Origin of the sequence: Pseudomonas sp. PLB05, assembly GCF_021106615.1 — a bacterium.
Taxonomy (GTDB): Bacteria; Pseudomonadota; Gammaproteobacteria; order Pseudomonadales; family Pseudomonadaceae; genus Chryseomonas; species Chryseomonas benzopyrenica.
On the sequence record NZ_JAJOHO010000003.1, the window covers coordinates 537,485 to 552,029 of the forward strand.

The window sequence follows — 14,545 nt, forward strand, 5'->3', positions numbered from 1 at the left end:
GATGGCGACGCCGCGCGAAGCCCTCCGCATCGCCGAGATGAGCGCAAGCGTGGCCGGTCTCCGGGCTGGTGAGCCGATGCCTGGTGGCATCCGCCGCGCCCCTTCCCGGCCAGGGCCAGTGGGCATCGCGCAGCTACTGCTCAACTACCGTTGCGGGGGCAGCGCCGGCTCGACCGGCTTCCCTGTTTCACCCCGCTCCAGGCGGGGCACCACGTGCAAGGGCGCAGGGTACGGACTAGCCGGGAGAGCGTCAATCGATGGCACCGCCCGAACTCGGCGTCGAGCGGACGGGTCCACCCTAAGCACCCACCGCCAGGAGCTACCGAATGAACGATGCCACCCTCGCCGCCTGCATCAAGGCCTGCCTCGACTGCGCCGCCGCCTGCGAAACCTGCGCCAGCGCCTGCCTGGGCGAAGCCAATCTGGACATGATGCGCGACTGCGTCCGCCTGGATCGCGATTGCGCCGACGCCTGTCGCCTGGCCGCCACCTTCATGCAGCGCGACAGCGATCGCGTCGCCGAAGCCTGCGCCCTGTGCCTGGCCACCTGCCGTGCCTGCGCCGCCGAATGTGGCAAGCACAAGGCCGATCACTGCCAGGCCTGCGCTCGGGCCTGTGAAGCCTGCGCCGATGCCTGCGCGGCCATGGCCGCCTGAACCCCTTACCGCGCTGATACCCGCCCGATCCGGTCCGGCCGCTGGCGCAGCGCCGGATGCAGGGCGGTGCCCAGGCCCGGTGCGGTTGGCGGTAGCAGCCAGCCCTGCTCCAGTACCGGCAGCTCGGTGACCAGCTCACGATAGAAGCCCGCCAGATAGGCTCGCACCACTTCCTGAAAGATGGCATTGGCTGAGGCCAACCCCAGATGCAGCGAGGCCATCAGCACCACTGGTCCAGTGCAGTCGTGCGGGGCGATGGGTTTCTGATAGGCCTCGGCCAAGGTGGCGATCTTGCGCGCCTCGCTCAGCCCACCGCACCAGGACAGATCCACCATCACATAGTCCAGCGCATCGGCCGCCAGCAGATCGCGGAAGGCACCGCGCATCGCCAGGGTCTCGCTGCCGCAGACCGGAATGCCCGCCAGCCGCCGGAAATCCGCCAACCCCTGAACGTGATCCATCTTGATCGGATCTTCCGCCCAGAAGATGTTGTAATCTTTGAGTTCTCGGGCGATCTGCAAGGCGCAGGTCGGATTCCACAAGGAATGGAATTCGCACATCACCTCGATGCCATCGCCGACTGCCTCCCTGATGCGCGCAAAGGGCTCCAGACCCTGGCGCAAGTCGGTGCTGGACAGATACTGACCACCACTGGCCAGGGCGAAGGCATCGAAGGGCCAGATCTTCATGGCGGCAAACCCTTCGTCCATCAGGCTCTGGGCCAGTTCGCCCGGGTTTTCCACCGCCGCCACCTGATCGTCGTAGCGACCGGCCACGCGGGCCTCGCCCTTGGCGATCAGCCGGCGCTGCTCACCACCGGTATTGAAGTTGGAACTGGCGCAGGTGTTGTAGGCGCGCATCCGCTCGTGGACCTGGCCACCCAGCAGCTGATGGATGGGCACGCCCATAGCCTGGCCGAACAGGTCCCAGAGGGCGATGTCCAGCGCCGAAGCCGCTCGGGTTTCCACGCCGCTGCCGTTGAAGCCCAGATAGCCACGCAGCAGCGCCCGGCTGTGGGCTTCGATCTGTAGGGGATCGCGACCCAGCAGCAGCGGCGCGCAAAGCGAGTGGATCTGCGCCTCCACCGCTTCGGCGCCACGAAAGGTCTCACCCAGGCCAATCAGGCCGCTGTCGGTGTGGATCTCCACCCAGAGCAGATTGGGCAATTGCGTGAGCCTGGTGGTTTCGATACGAGTGATGCGCATGGCGCCTCCTCTAGCGTGGTCCGTGGACCTGGTTGAGCAGCGTTTCGCCTCGCCGCAGGCGTTCGATGTTGGCGGCGATGAAGGCATAGCGGCGCGCGAACAGCCCATGGGTCCAACCCGAGACATGCGGCGTGCAGACGGCATTGGGCAGTTCTTCGAAGCGATGCCGTGCGGGTGCCACGAGATCGCCTTCGCCATTGGGGTAGCGGTACCAGACGTCCAGATACGCCTTGGCGATGCGCCGGTCGGCGAGCGCCTGATAGAGGGCGTCTTCTTCCACCACCGCCGCTCGTGCCAGGTTCAGCAGCACGGCCTCCGGCCGCATGGCGGCGAATTGGGCAGCGCCGAAGCAGCCCCGGGTGGTCTCGTCCAGCGGACAGGCCAGCACCACGTAATCGGCCAGGCCCAGGGCCTCGTTCAGCGCCTCGGGCGCAAGGGCGGCATCGGCCCCAAAAGGCACCTGGCCGTCGCGGGCACTACGGGTGATGGCCAGGATGCGCATGCCGAAGGCCCGCGCCCGCTGCGCCACTGCCTGGCCGATCCTGCCAAAGCCCAGGATCGCCAGGGTCCTGCCCTGCAACTCACCGCGCGGCTGGCGCCCCAGATAGGCACTGGTCCAACGCTCGCTGGCGAAGGCCGCCCGGGCGTCCCCCAGGCGCACCTCATGATCCAGCAGGCAGGCCAGGGCGTATTCAGCCATGGGAATCTCGTGCTCGAAGACGTTGCAGACGCGACAGTCCGCTGCCAGCGCTCCGAAATCGATGCCATCGAGACCAGCGCCAGGTACCTGCAGCAGCCGTACCCTGGGTGCCTGCGTTGAACGCTGCAGACGCATGGCGACCAGGACATCGGCGCCCTCGATTTGCTCGTCCCAGGTGGCTGATGCGTGGGCTTCCCGAGGCAAGGAAATAAAGGTGGCCGGGCTGGTCAGGTCCCTGGCGAGCGTCTCCTGGTGCGTGGCGGCTTCGCCAATCATCACGATCTTCATCCGGCTCCTCCCCCCTGCTGAGCAAAAATGGTACCGCTACCATTTTTATTACCCTAGCGCCCAGGAAGTCGTCTGACAACCGCCACCTGTCCTTAGGCGCTAGCGCGCTCGACCCACTCGACACCCAGGTCGCGCTGCTGCGGCCCTCCATCACTACCCGCCAGACGGGCCAGTAACAGTTCCGCCGCCGTGTGCCCCAAAGCCGTGGCATCCACCCGTATTGTGGTCAAGGCAGGCAGGGTATGGGCCGCGAAAGCCATATCGCCGAAACCGATCACCGCCACGTCGCCGGGCACCGCCAGCCCCTGCGCCAGGGCCTCGGTCAGCACGCCATGGGCCAGGGTATCGGAGGTGCAGACCACCAGCAGCGGCCGCACCTTGGTTTGGGCGAGCAGCTGGCACAGGGCCTGGCGCCCCTGCTCCAGGCTGGGCAGTCCGGTGAATAGCGCCGGCGCCGTCTCGGCGATGCCGAGGGTGGCCAGGGCCTGACTCAATGACAGACGTCGCCGGGTACCGCGGGGATCGTCCACTGCCACCTGGGCGACCTGGGCATAACCGCCAGCGTTCGCCCGCTTGGCCAGCAGGGCACCCACTGCCTCGTGGTGAAACCCTACCGCCTGATCGATGGGCTCAGCGCTGAGATCCCAGGTTTCCACCACCGGCACGCCCGCCGCCTGGAGCCGGGCACGGCTGGCCGGCGTGTGATCAACGCCGGTCAGGATCAGGCCATCCGGCCGCCGACTGAGAATGGTCGCCAGCAGCGCCTCTTCATGCTTGGGATCGTGGCCAGTGACGCCCAGCAACACCTGATACCCGGCCTGGGCCAGTCGCTCGGCCACCGCCTGGTAGCTGTCGGCGAACAGCGGATTGGTCAGCATGGGCACCAGCACCGCCACCAGCCGACTGCGATTGGAGGCCAAGGCCCCAGCCACCAGGTTGGGCATGTAGCCGCTTGCTGCTATGGCGGTCAGTACCCGCTCACGGGTGGCCGCCTTGACGCTTGCGGGCGCGTTCACTACCCGCGAGACCGTGATCGGCGCGACGCCGGCCAGGCTGGCCACGTCGCGGATGGTCACGCTACCGGAGCGGCTTCTCGTCTTGCCCGTCATCCTTCCACCCCTGCGCGCTCTGGTCGCAGCCAAAACCACCATGCTAACCGGCCCTCCTGGCGGCCACCATTGGCATTACCCGTCGACGCCAGGGATAATGCCCGCCCTTTCATCGATATCCAGGCCTTCGCCATGACCGATACCAACCAAGATCCCCGTTTGAGCCGCATGAAGCGTCGCCTGCGCAAGAAGCAGTACCTGGGTGAATTCCAGGAACTGGCCTTCGAAATCAAGGTGAGCTTCAAGAACGAACTCAGCGAAGACGACCTGGACACCTTCCTCGGCGACTTCATCGACTACGTCGAAGAGCGCAAGCTGGACTACATCGGTGGCTTCGACAACGCCTGGGTCGAAGGCACCATCATGGCCAACAAGCGCTACACCTCGCCCACCGCGGAAGACCGTACCGCTCTGCTGGACTGGCTCAAGGCCCGCGCCGAAGTTGGCGAAGCCAATGCCTCCGAGCTGCATGACGCCTGGCACCACGACGGCGAAGTCTAAGAGACTGTTCGAAGGCGGCTGCGTGTCGGCCAAACGGCGTTGAAAATGGCTTCGGAATGCTCGTTTACCACTCGTAAACGCTGCTTCCTCAGCCATTTTTGCTTTGTTTGGCTCTAGCTCGCGAGCCTTGGAACAGCCTCTGGGCAACCCTCGTCGGATAGCTTGGCGCCCGTTGCGGTCGTAAAGGGGAATCCGTTGGAAACCAGGTCCTCATGACGACCCTTCTGCAAATCTCCGATACCCACTTCGGCACCGAGCAACCTGCTGTGGTCGCGGCCCTGGAAGCCCATGTCCGCGAACACGGCGCCGATGTCCTCATCCTTTCCGGGGACATCACCCAGCGCGCCCGGCGCGAGCAATTCGCTGCCGCCAAGACCTTCGTCGAACGCCTGGAAAGCTACGGTATCCCGCGTACCCTGGTGATCCCGGGCAATCACGACCTGCCGCTGTACAACCTCTTCACCCGTTTCCTGATGCCCTATGGCAACTATCGCCGCCATTTCGGTCAGGATTTGGAACCCAGTTTCGAGAACGACGAGCTGCTGCTGGTCGGGCTCAACACCACGGCCCCGCAACGCCACAAGGATGGCGCGGTGAGTGCCGAGCAGATCGAGCGGGTGGCCGAACGCCTGCGCCGCGCCGGTCCCGGCAAGCTGCGCATCGTCATCGCCCACCAGCCCTTTGGCGCCCTCGAACTCAGTGACCTGAGCAATCTGCAGCACAACGCCGATCACGCCCTGGCCACCTGGGCCGATGCCGGCCTGGATCTGGTGATGGGGGGGCATATCCACCTGCCCTATGTGCTGCCCTTGAGTCGCCAGTACCCTACCCTGCCCCGCGAGGTCTGGATCGTTCAGGCCGGCACCGCGCTTTCTTCGCGCGTGCGGGGCACCTCGCCCAACTCCTTCAACCGCCTGTTGGTCGGTGAAGGCGCGGAAAAGACCGTGGACGTGGAACGCTGGGATTTCCAGGGCGATCGTTTCGTGGTCGGCGAGCGTCACGAACTGCGCTGGCATGCCGCCCAGGATGCCCTGGCGGAGACCTGAGGCGTCCACGCGGAGCGCCGATGCGCGCTCCTGCGCACTTCCAGCCAAGGAAATTGATTCAAGCTATTGAAACGGCGGACAGACTGCGGGCGCCGCGTAGTCTTAGGACTTTTCGGCAAGAGTAGCCTCCCATGGAATCCCTGACGCAATCGCTGCTTGGCTTTATCGAAACCCACCAGGCCTGGGCGCCGCTGATCGTCGGCCTGCTCGCCTTCGGCGAATCCCTGGTGCTGCTGGGCGTCTTCATTCCGGCCACGGCGCTGATGCTGGTAGTCGGTGGTCTCGCCGGCTCCGGAGTCCTCGCGCCCGTGCCCCTGGTGCTGGCTGCCATCGTTGGCGCCATCCTCGGCGACATCTGCTCCTACATCATCGGCCGCTGGCTCGGTCCCAGCATCGTTCACCGCCCGCCCTTTCGCCGCTATCGCAAGCAGGTGGCCAAGACCCGGCTGTTCTTCCGCCGCTATGGCTTCTTCGCCGTGTTCGGCGGGCGTTTCCTGACCATGATCCGCAACACCGTCCCCCTGGTCGCCGGGATGATGGCGATGAACCAATTACGCTTCCAGTCGGCCAACGTACTGTCGGCCATCGTCTGGGCGCCGCTGATGATGGGCCCGGGCTACCTCGCGGCCAAGGGCGCCAACCATTTCAGTTTTGCCGGCAACGAACCCCTCTGGATCGGTGCGGGGGTCGTCGCCTTGCTGGGCGCCGGCGCCGTGCTGTTCTTCAAGCAGCGGCTGAAACGCGCCTAACGCCGGGCGGCCAGCGCCTCGCGCAGGCGCTCACGATTCAGCGGCACCTCGCGCAGCCGCAGACCGGTCGCCGCCGCCACGGCGTTGGCGATGGCCGCGGGGATGGCGGCAGTGGTGGCCTCCCCGGCACCCACCGCCGGCTCCTCGGGCCGATCGATCAGCTCCAGTTCCAGCTCGGGCAATTCATTGAAGGTCAGCGGCGGATAGGCGCCCCACTCCAGACTGGTCACTCCCTGGTGATCGAAGCACACCGCCTGCTTGAGGGTCCGGGCGATGCCCTGTACCACGCAGCCCTCCAGCTGATTGCGCAAGCCGTCCGGATTGACGATCAGACCGCAGTCGTGGGCCACCACCACCCGCGGGACCCGGATACCCGTGGCCTCGCTCACCGCCACCTCCACCACCGCGGCTACATAGGCGTTCTCGTTTTCGTAGCGCAGGAAGGCCAGGCCCTGCCCCTTCACCAACGCGCCGTCCCAGGCCTTTTCGTGCGCGGCGGGCGGTTGCCACCCGGCCTTGGCGGTAGCAGCCTGTAGCACCGCCCGCGCGCGTGGGTCCTGCAGATAGCGCAGGCGGAACTCCAGTGGATCGACACCTGCCGCCAGGGCCAGCTCGTCCATGAAGGATTCATTGGCGAAGGTGTTGCCGACTGCCCCCAGGGCGCGCAAGGCCGACGGCCGCAACGGTGAATCCCCGGCTTCCAGCCAGTGGGTGGCCACCTGGACATTGAGCAGATCGTAGTCCAGCGGCGCATTGCGATTGCCGCCGCCCCTACCGCCCTTGAGCGGCAGGTTGTAGGCCAGCTGCCCGGCGAGCAGCGCCGCCTTGCCGGTCTGGCCATTGGGTCGGGTCAGATGGGTGGGCGTCCAGTTGGCGAAGCGCCAGGCCAGCAGATCGCCAGTCACACTTAGGCCACCGGCCAGACGCATCAGCATCGCCGGCCCCTTGGGATTCCAGCCGTGCTCGTCGGCCCGACTCCATTGCACCCGCACCGGACGGCCGCACAACTTGGAGAGCAGTGCCGCATCGGCCGCCGCATCATCGGCGCCGTTGTGGCCATAGCAACCGGACGCCTGCTGATAGATGACATGGATACCGTCTTCCGGCAGCCCCAGCAGGTCCGCCAGTGCCGCCCTGAGCTGATAGACGCCCTGGGTACCGCTCCAGACGGTAGCGCCCTCGGCCCCCACGTCCGCGACTGCGCAGGAGGGACCGATGGAATCGTGATTCTGATAGGGCCAGCGATACTCGGCCTCCAGGCGCTGCGCAGCGCTCGCCAGTTCGCCCGCGACATCGCCGGTCTCCTGCTGGATGTCGGCCGGTCCGGCCTTGGCTTCCAGTCGGGCATAGAGCTCGCCCGGCATCGGCAAGTCGGGTATCAAGCTCCAGTCCACCCGTAGCGCCGCCGCGCCCTGTCGCGCCAGCCACGCCTGCTCCGCCACCACCGCGACGAAGGCGCCTTCGTAGACCAGTCGCGCGCCGGCCGGCAGCGCACTGGCATCGATACCGCGGATGCTTACCCCCGCCAGTCGCGCCGAGCCGGTGCAGGGCGGCCTTACCACACAGCCGTGCAGCATGCCAGGTAGGCGCAGGTCGTGGACGTAATCGAAGCTCCCGAACAGCTTGGCGGGGATGTCCTCCCGCGGCACCGAGGTGCCGACCAGACGGTAATCCTTGACGGCCCGGGTGCGCACGGCCTGATTGACCAGCCGCCCCAGGGGCCGCCCGCCCACCAGTTCGCCGTAGCTGACATAGCGCCCGGTGGGATCGCCGCGATAGACCACGCGGCCGTCCACCGTGTCCACCACGGCCAGATCCAGCCCCAGGCGTCGCGATCCCTCCAGAAACAGGAATTGCCGCGCGCTGGCGGCGGCCTTGCGCAACTGGGCACCGCCTACCTGCAAGCTCTTGCTGCCGGCGGTGATGCCCTGGTCCGGCGTCAGCCGGGTATCGCCCTGGATCAACCGGGTGGCGGCGAAAGACACGCACAGCTCCTCGGCCACGATCTGCCGCAGCGCCGTGCTGACCCCGGTGCCTAGCTCCACCTTGCCGCTGTAGACGGTGACCTGGCCCTGGGCATCCACAGCCAGCCAGGCGTCCAGTTGGCGCTGATCGAGGGTCTTGGCCAAGCTCGCATGGTCAGTCGGGGCTGCTAGCACCTGGGCGGCGACCGGCCGCTGCAGGCTGAAACCCAGCAGCAGGACTGCACCGCCGCCAAGAAAGGTGCGGCGTGACAGCGTCATGCCGAGGCCTTCCCGTCGCGCAGCAGCACCGCCGCGCGCTTGATCGCGCGCAGGATCCGATAATGGGTACCACAGCCGCAGAAGTTGGCGGCCAATGCCTGACGGATCTGCGCATCGTTGGGATCCGCCACCCGTGCGAGCAGTGCCTGGGCAGTCATCACCATGCCAGGGATGCAATAGCCGCACTGCGCCGCCTGCTCCTCGATAAAGGCCTGCTGCAGCGCATGAGGGGCCTCGGGCGTGCCCAGACCTTCCAGGGTCAGCACCTCGCGACCGACGAAGGAGGCTGCCGGTAACAGGCAGGCGCGCACCGGCTTGCCATCCGCCAGCACCGTGCAGGCGCCGCACTCACCCAGGCCGCAACCGAATTTCGGTCCCTTGAGGCCCAGTTCGTCGCGCAAGGCCTCCAGCAGGGGCATGCGCGGGTCGACGTCGAGCTGTCGCGGCTCGCCGTTGACCTTCAATTCAATGACCGCCACCGCTATTTCTCCGCGTTACGCGCCGCTGCCACATCCTCGGGGCGGATGTCGGCGGCATGACCGCCAAAGCGGCGGCCGATGTAGGTGGCCAGATCGGCGAGCTGCTGATCGCTGAGCAGTTCCCGAAAGGCTGGCATGAAGGCGTGCTCGCTACGCCCCTGGCGGTCGAGACCGTCGAGCAGGACGCGCACCAGGTTGGTCCCTGTGGGATCGCGCACCGCCGAGTAGTTGCTGAAGGACCGCGGATAGGGACCCGCCGGCCCCTGGTCATCCGGTGCGTGACAGCTGGCGCAAGCGGATTGCAGCAAAGCCGCGCTTTCCGCCTCCGCGGCCGTGAGAGGTCCGGCCTCTCCGGGCGGCTGCACCTCGGCGCGCGCCGGGACCGCTCCGGGTCGCGCCGGCAGGGTTCGCAGATAGGCGATCAGGGCACCGAGATCGGCGTCGTCCAGATGGCGGGTGCCACCACTTACCACCTCCGCCATGGGCCCGGCCGCCACGGCTTCGCCGCGTTGATGGCCTTCGCGCAGATAGCTGGCCAGCTTGGCATCGCTCCAGCCGCCGAGGCCACGCGGATCCGCGGTGAGATTCCAGGCGGTCCAGCCCTGCTGGGTCGCGCCGGCATAGGCCCGGCCGCTGTCGAGCCCCTGACTCCAGGTCCGCGGGGTATGGCATTCCTGGCAGTGCCCCAGCGCCTCCGCCAGGTAGGCGCCTCGCGCCACCTGCGCATCGGTCGTCACCGGTAACGGACCTGGCGTGAAGTTGAGCCACTTCCAGCCGCGGATCAGCGCGCGCTGGTCGAAGGGAAAGCGCAGCGCATTGGCCGGCGGCGCATAGGGCACCGGTCGCTGGATCTGCAGGAAGGCGAAGATGGCGGCGACGTCCTCGTCGCTCAACCGGGTAAAGGCGGTATAGGGAAAGGCGGGATAGAGCTGCTCGCCTTCCCGCCCCAGCCCGTCATGCAAGGCGCGGCGAAACTCGTCCACCGTCCAGTCACCCAGCCCCTGCTGGCGATCGGGGGTGATGTTGCTCGAATAGAGACGGCCGAACGGCGTGTCAAAGGCAACCCCGCCGGCGAAGGGCGCGCCATCCGGGCGGGTATGGCAACCCTGGCAGTTGCCCAGGCGCGTCAGATACTCGCCCCGCGCCAGGGTCGCCTCATCGGCGCCGGCCGATGCGACGCTAGACAGGAGCAGCATCCCCGCCAGCAGGGGCAGGGCAAAGGATCTCATCGGCCCTCCTCGTGAGATCGAACCGGACTGGCGGATGTCGCCGCGGCTTCGCCGTCATCCTAATCGCAGCGGCCAGCCGCGGTGGCGTTCACCCCTGGAGGTGAGATGCAGGCGACAGTTTCGGCCAGCGCGTCAGCGGCGACCTTTACATTCCCGTGTCGGTCCGGCTGCGTTCTGATACGGCGCTATCGGAAGGTTGACGCCGTCCGGTCCTGGTTACCTGTACTCAGGACAGAAAGGATAGACGCGCCTAATCCGAGTACCTATAGGGGTGGTATTACTTATCGCTTGGGCACGAAGCCATCGGGCTTGGCCGCCAGCCAGTCGACGAATTGGCGGATGCGCGCGTCGCTGAGCAGCAACTCGCGGCTGTTGTATTCCAGGGCCAGGGTCTTTTCGTCGAAGGTCTGGTGGATATGGTTGTGGCAGGGGCGGCAGACCCAGAGGGTGGCGGTGATCCGGCTGACGCGGTCGAATCTCTTGCGCACGTAGGCCTTGTCGTGCAGCGAGCGAGGGATCAGATGATGGCGGGTGAGCGGCGCCGCCCGACCGCACAGCTCGCAACGAGCCGGCTGGGGCGGCAGACGTATCGCCTGGGGCATGATGGGCTCCGCACGGGCTGGATGCCCATTCGAGCGGCCCGGGCGGAACGGGGTTCAATAGCCGCCGGCGAGACTCGGCGTGACCAGCACCCGCTTGGCCTGCAGGTAGCTGTTCTGCCAGTAGGGCTTGGCCAGGCTGTCCAGGCGTACCGTGCCACCGGTGCGCGGCGCATGGACGAAGCGCCCCTCCCCTACATAGATGCCGGCATGGCTGACCTGACGGCCACCGGCAGTGGCGAAGAAGATCAGATCACCGGGCTGCAGGGCATTGCGCGCCACATTGGGCGAGCCCAGGGTGATCATCTCGCGGGTCGAGCGCGGCAGGGTCACGCCAGCCGCATCGCGATAGACGTAGCCAATCAGACCGCTGCAGTCGAACCCACCGGCCGGGGTGTTGCCGCCATAGCGATAGGGGGTACCGACCAACCCGATGGCGCGAAAGAGCACGTCATTGGCGGCCTGGGCCTGGCTTTCCAGCAGGGGACGAGAGACGACCGGGGCAGCCGGTGCGGGGGCCTGGGGCGGCCTGCCGGCACAGGCGGCCAACAGTACAAAGGCGCAATACAATCCGAGGCGAGCCGCATGCGGCATTGACGACATCCTTAGTTATCCATCGATCACCGTCGGCCTGCCACGCAGCCTCGACGGGTCCTCGAAGCGCACCGGCGAAGATCGCGGCGATACGCCTCAGCGCAATACGCGCTTGCCTTCCAGGAAACTCACCTTCCAGTACTGGTCGTTCAGGCTGTCCACCCGCACCCCGCCGCTCCGGCGACTGGAGGAATGGATGAACTTGCCCTCGCCCATGTAGATACCGGTGTGACTGACCCGGCCACGGCCGTTGCTATTGAACAGCAACAGGTCGCCAGGTTCCAGGTCGTTCTTGCTGACTACCGGTACTTCGAGATCGATGATCTCGCGGGTGGAGCGCGGCAGGGTCATGCCGGCCCGCTCGCGGAACACGTAATTGACGAAACCGCTGCAATCGAAACCGGCCAGGCTACTGCCGCCACGGCGATAAGGCGTGCCCACTAGCTGGGTCGCACGGTCGAGGATCTGGTCCGCCAGATTCGGCAGCGCCTGGCGCGGGCCGACCTCGCGCTCCCAGTCGAGCTGATGCGGCGACTGGATATGAGGGAAGACCGGACGTTGCTGAGCACCCTCGGCCTCCACAGGCGCGGAGCCGTTGCCAGCGCCACCCAGGCCATGCAGCGAAGCGGTCTGGAACGTCCGGGAGGTAACGGGCGAATCCTGGGTAATGGTGGTGTCGGGACTTTGCGGCGCACTCGCACAGGCGGCGAGCAGACAGACAAAAGACAGGGGCACGAGGGGTGCGAGGCGGTTCCTTGGCATGGGCACGACCGTGTCGTTTTTTCAAAGTTTCGACACCTTGCCGACCTGGATCACAGATGGCAAGTTTTTTTAGCCCTCGATGTGACTTAAAAGCCGAGGAAGGACGTCTACGGCCCTTTTTTTGAGTTGAACGGTCGCCAGACCACTCAGCGACGAACGGTCCGGATTGATCTCGATGAGGTCACCACCCTGCGCCAGGGTCTGCCCGATCGGCGCCTGGATATAGCCGAAGGCCGCCGTGGTACCGACGGCGATCACCAGATCGAAGCCCTCCTCCGCTGCATTCTGCAGACGCTGCAGTTCGGTGATCGGCAGGGCTTCCTCGAACAGGACCACGGGTGGCCGCAGGATCCCGCCGCAAGAGTGACAGCGCGGTGGCAACGGACCTGCCAGACAGGCCTGGGCATCCGATACCGCCTGGCCACACCTCATGCAGGCCAGCGGTTCGAGTTGCCCATGGATCTCGATCAAACGCTCCGCTGGAAATCCCCACTGTCGATGAAAGCCGTCGATGTTCTGGGTCAGCACCCAGCTGCCAGGGTGACGCACGCCGAAAGCGGCGATCGCCCGGTGCGCCGCATTCGGCACCGCCGCGGCGCAGGCCTTTCCGAGTTGAGCCAGGTAGCGCCAGCAGACATCGGGACGCTGCCGCAACATGCTGCCCGACAGCGCCGCCTCGATGGGAACGCCCTCTTCGGTGAGGCCGTTGTACAGCCCACCGAGGCCACGATAGGTCGGCAGTCCGGAGTCGGCGGAAAGCCCAGCCCCGGTGATGAACAGTACCCGCCCGGCCCGCGCGAGCAGACCCCGGGCGCATGCCAGGGCGTCGGTCAATGATTCACCGTCAGAGCCAGCATCACCGACAGCTGGCAGAGCGGACGCCCGCTCTGTTCCTGCCATAGGTTGAAGGCCTCCTGCATCTTCTGCCGATCGCGCTTGGCGGTGGGCGCCTTGTCGAGGATGTTCTGCGCCTTGAGGGCCGTCACCACGTCGTCGGTCGCCAGGAAGGTGTCCTTGCCGGCCATGCGCAGGAAGCGCTGCGCCGATAGGCCACCCAACTGATTGCCACGCTTGGTCAGCAGCTCCCACAGGCCGACAATGTCCTGCCCCGGCCAATCGGCCAGCAACTGGCCGAAGCTGCCGTGGCTGCGCTGGAAGTCGAGCACCATCTGGGCGTTGATGGGCACGCTGCGCAGCTTGCCCAGGTGGCGGATCAGCCGCGCATCCTGCATCAGCCGCTCCAGGCGCTCGCCACCCATGAGCACCACCTTCTCTGGATCGAAGCCGAAGAAGACCTCCTCGAAGGCCGGCCACTTGGCATCCACCAGGCTATGCTTGAGTCCGGCGCGAAAGATGCGACGGGTCAACAGCGACAGATAGCGGTCATCGCCCACGGACCTCAGGGTCGCGGCGTCCACCGGTTGCGGCAGCCGCGCCTCCAGGGCCGCGCGAGAGCCGCAGCGGTTGAGGGCGTATTCGAGCAGCCAGGCGTAATCCCGCATCAGAGATTCATCACCTGGACGAAGCGCGGCGTCGCGCTGTCATCGATCTTGAGACTGGCGAAGTCGAACAGCTCGCGATCCGCCAATTGCGACGGCACCACGTTCTGCAGGGCGCGGAACATGATCTCGGTACGCCCCGGCGTCTTGCGCTCCCACTCCAGCAGCATCTCCTTGACCACCTTGCGCTGCAGGTTTTCCTGGGAGCCGCAGAGGTTGCAGGGAATGATGGGGAATTCGCGCAAGACCGCGTAGGCCTCGATGTCCTTTTCGTTGCAATAGGCCAGCGGGCGGATCACCACGTTGCGGCCGTCATCGGCCCGCAGCTTGGGGGGCATGGCCTTGAGCGTGCCGCCGTGGAACAAATTGAGGAAGAAGGTTTCTACCATGTCGTCGCGATGATGGCCGAGCGCCATCTTGGTCGCACCGATCTCGTCGGCGAAGGTATAGAGGATGCCCCGCCGCAGGCGCGAGCACAGCGAGCAGGTAGTCTTGCCCTCGGGGATCTTTTCCTTCACCACGGAATAGGTATCACGTTCCAGAACGTGGTACTCGACTCCCAGTTCCTGCAGATACTGGGGTAAAACGTGCTCAGGAAAGCCCGGCTGCTTCTGGTCGAGGTTGACCGCCACGATCTCGAAGCGAATCGGCGCGACCTTCTGCAGATAGAGCAGCATATCGAGCAGGGTGTAGCTGTCCTTGCCACCGGACAGGCAGACCATGACCTTGTCGCCGTCCTCGATCATGTTGTAGTCGGCGATGGCTTCGCCGGTAAGACGGCGCAGGCGTTTCTGCAGCTTGTTCTGGTTGACCGAAAGGGTGCCCATGGATGAATCCGCGAAAGGAAAAAACGAAAGGCCGGCATTTTACGCGCAAAGCGTCCGCC

General features: G+C 66.1%; 16 protein-coding genes and 1 riboswitch. Of the genes, 4 read left to right on the top strand and 12 right to left on the bottom strand.

Annotation, left to right across the window (positions count from 1 at the left end):
• Positions 1-34: 34 nt before the first annotated feature.
• Positions 35-231, bottom strand: a riboswitch (cobalamin riboswitch).
• 95 nt (positions 232-326) lie between these two features.
• On the top strand, positions 327-656 hold the full coding sequence (locus LRS53_RS15320; RefSeq protein ID WP_093249668.1) for a four-helix bundle copper-binding protein: 330 nt from the start codon (positions 327-329) through the stop codon (positions 654-656).
• A gap of 5 nt (positions 657-661) precedes the next feature.
• Here the strand turns inward: LRS53_RS15320 and LRS53_RS15325 are convergent, their stop codons facing one another.
• The 3 genes from LRS53_RS15325 to LRS53_RS15335 form a co-directional block, all read right to left on the bottom strand.
• Positions 662-1,861 (bottom strand): mandelate racemase/muconate lactonizing enzyme family protein, encoded by a 1,200-nt coding sequence (locus LRS53_RS15325; RefSeq protein WP_231356476.1) that lies wholly within the window; start codon positions 1,859-1,861, stop codon positions 662-664.
• Between the two features lie 10 nt (positions 1,862-1,871).
• Positions 1,872-2,849: a 2-hydroxyacid dehydrogenase gene (locus LRS53_RS15330; protein ID WP_231356477.1), complete on the bottom strand. Its 978-nt coding sequence runs from the start codon at positions 2,847-2,849 to the stop codon at positions 1,872-1,874.
• A 92-nt stretch (positions 2,850-2,941) separates the two neighbouring features.
• Entirely contained in the window at positions 2,942-3,958 is a 1,017-nt protein-coding gene (locus LRS53_RS15335) for a LacI family DNA-binding transcriptional regulator (protein WP_231356478.1), read from the bottom strand.
• 132 nt (positions 3,959-4,090) lie between these two features.
• On the opposite strand from LRS53_RS15335, the gene LRS53_RS15340 reads away from it, so the two are divergent.
• From LRS53_RS15340 to LRS53_RS15350, 3 genes are all read left to right on the top strand, one after another.
• Positions 4,091-4,459: a YggL family protein gene (locus LRS53_RS15340; RefSeq protein WP_007159230.1), complete on the top strand. Its 369-nt coding sequence runs from the start codon at positions 4,091-4,093 to the stop codon at positions 4,457-4,459.
• A 212-nt stretch (positions 4,460-4,671) separates the two neighbouring features.
• Positions 4,672-5,505, top strand: coding sequence for a metallophosphoesterase family protein (locus tag LRS53_RS15345; protein WP_231356479.1), 834 nt, complete (start codon positions 4,672-4,674; stop codon positions 5,503-5,505).
• A gap of 131 nt (positions 5,506-5,636) precedes the next feature.
• A complete protein-coding gene (locus LRS53_RS15350; protein ID WP_017638873.1) occupies positions 5,637-6,254 on the top strand; it encodes a DedA family protein in 618 nt (205 codons plus the stop codon).
• Here the strand turns inward: LRS53_RS15350 and LRS53_RS15355 are convergent.
• The 9 genes from LRS53_RS15355 to ttcA all read right to left on the bottom strand — a co-directional run bounded on the left by LRS53_RS15355 (position 6,251) and on the right by ttcA (position 14,486).
• Positions 6,251-8,497, bottom strand: a complete 2,247-nt coding sequence (locus LRS53_RS15355) for a xanthine dehydrogenase family protein molybdopterin-binding subunit (protein WP_231356480.1) — start codon at positions 8,495-8,497, stop codon at positions 6,251-6,253. The two genes, LRS53_RS15350 and LRS53_RS15355, sit on opposite strands and share 4 nt — an antisense overlap.
• Positions 8,494-8,976 (bottom strand): (2Fe-2S)-binding protein, encoded by a 483-nt coding sequence (locus LRS53_RS15360; protein WP_331275307.1) that lies wholly within the window; start codon positions 8,974-8,976, stop codon positions 8,494-8,496. The genes LRS53_RS15355 and LRS53_RS15360 overlap by 4 nt, the downstream gene beginning before the upstream one ends.
• Before the next feature lie 2 nt (positions 8,977-8,978).
• Entirely contained in the window at positions 8,979-10,205 is a 1,227-nt protein-coding gene (locus tag LRS53_RS15365) for a c-type cytochrome (RefSeq protein WP_231356481.1), read from the bottom strand.
• A gap of 281 nt (positions 10,206-10,486) precedes the next feature.
• Positions 10,487-10,807: a hypothetical protein gene (locus tag LRS53_RS15370; RefSeq protein ID WP_007159236.1), complete on the bottom strand. Its 321-nt coding sequence runs from the start codon at positions 10,805-10,807 to the stop codon at positions 10,487-10,489.
• A 54-nt stretch (positions 10,808-10,861) separates the two neighbouring features.
• Positions 10,862-11,398 carry a C40 family peptidase gene (locus tag LRS53_RS15375; RefSeq protein ID WP_068385323.1) on the bottom strand — a complete coding sequence of 179 codons (537 nt, stop codon included), beginning with the start codon at positions 11,396-11,398 and terminating at the stop codon, positions 10,862-10,864.
• Positions 11,399-11,494: 96 nt separating this feature from the next.
• Positions 11,495-12,133, bottom strand: a complete 639-nt coding sequence (locus tag LRS53_RS15380) for a C40 family peptidase (RefSeq protein ID WP_442968514.1) — start codon at positions 12,131-12,133, stop codon at positions 11,495-11,497.
• A gap of 96 nt (positions 12,134-12,229) precedes the next feature.
• A complete protein-coding gene (locus LRS53_RS15385; RefSeq protein ID WP_231356483.1) occupies positions 12,230-12,994 on the bottom strand; it encodes an NAD-dependent protein deacylase in 765 nt (254 codons plus the stop codon).
• Positions 12,991-13,662 carry a DNA-3-methyladenine glycosylase I gene (locus tag LRS53_RS15390; RefSeq protein WP_017638880.1) on the bottom strand — a complete coding sequence of 224 codons (672 nt, stop codon included), beginning with the start codon at positions 13,660-13,662 and terminating at the stop codon, positions 12,991-12,993. Before LRS53_RS15390 ends, LRS53_RS15385 begins: the two co-directional genes overlap by 4 nt.
• The gene (ttcA, locus tag LRS53_RS15395; RefSeq protein WP_158895467.1) at positions 13,662-14,486 is read right to left on the bottom strand and encodes a tRNA 2-thiocytidine(32) synthetase TtcA; all 825 of its coding nucleotides are present in this window, start codon (positions 14,484-14,486) and stop codon (positions 13,662-13,664) included. The genes LRS53_RS15390 and ttcA overlap by 1 nt, the downstream gene beginning before the upstream one ends.
• Positions 14,487-14,545 lie beyond the last annotated feature (59 nt).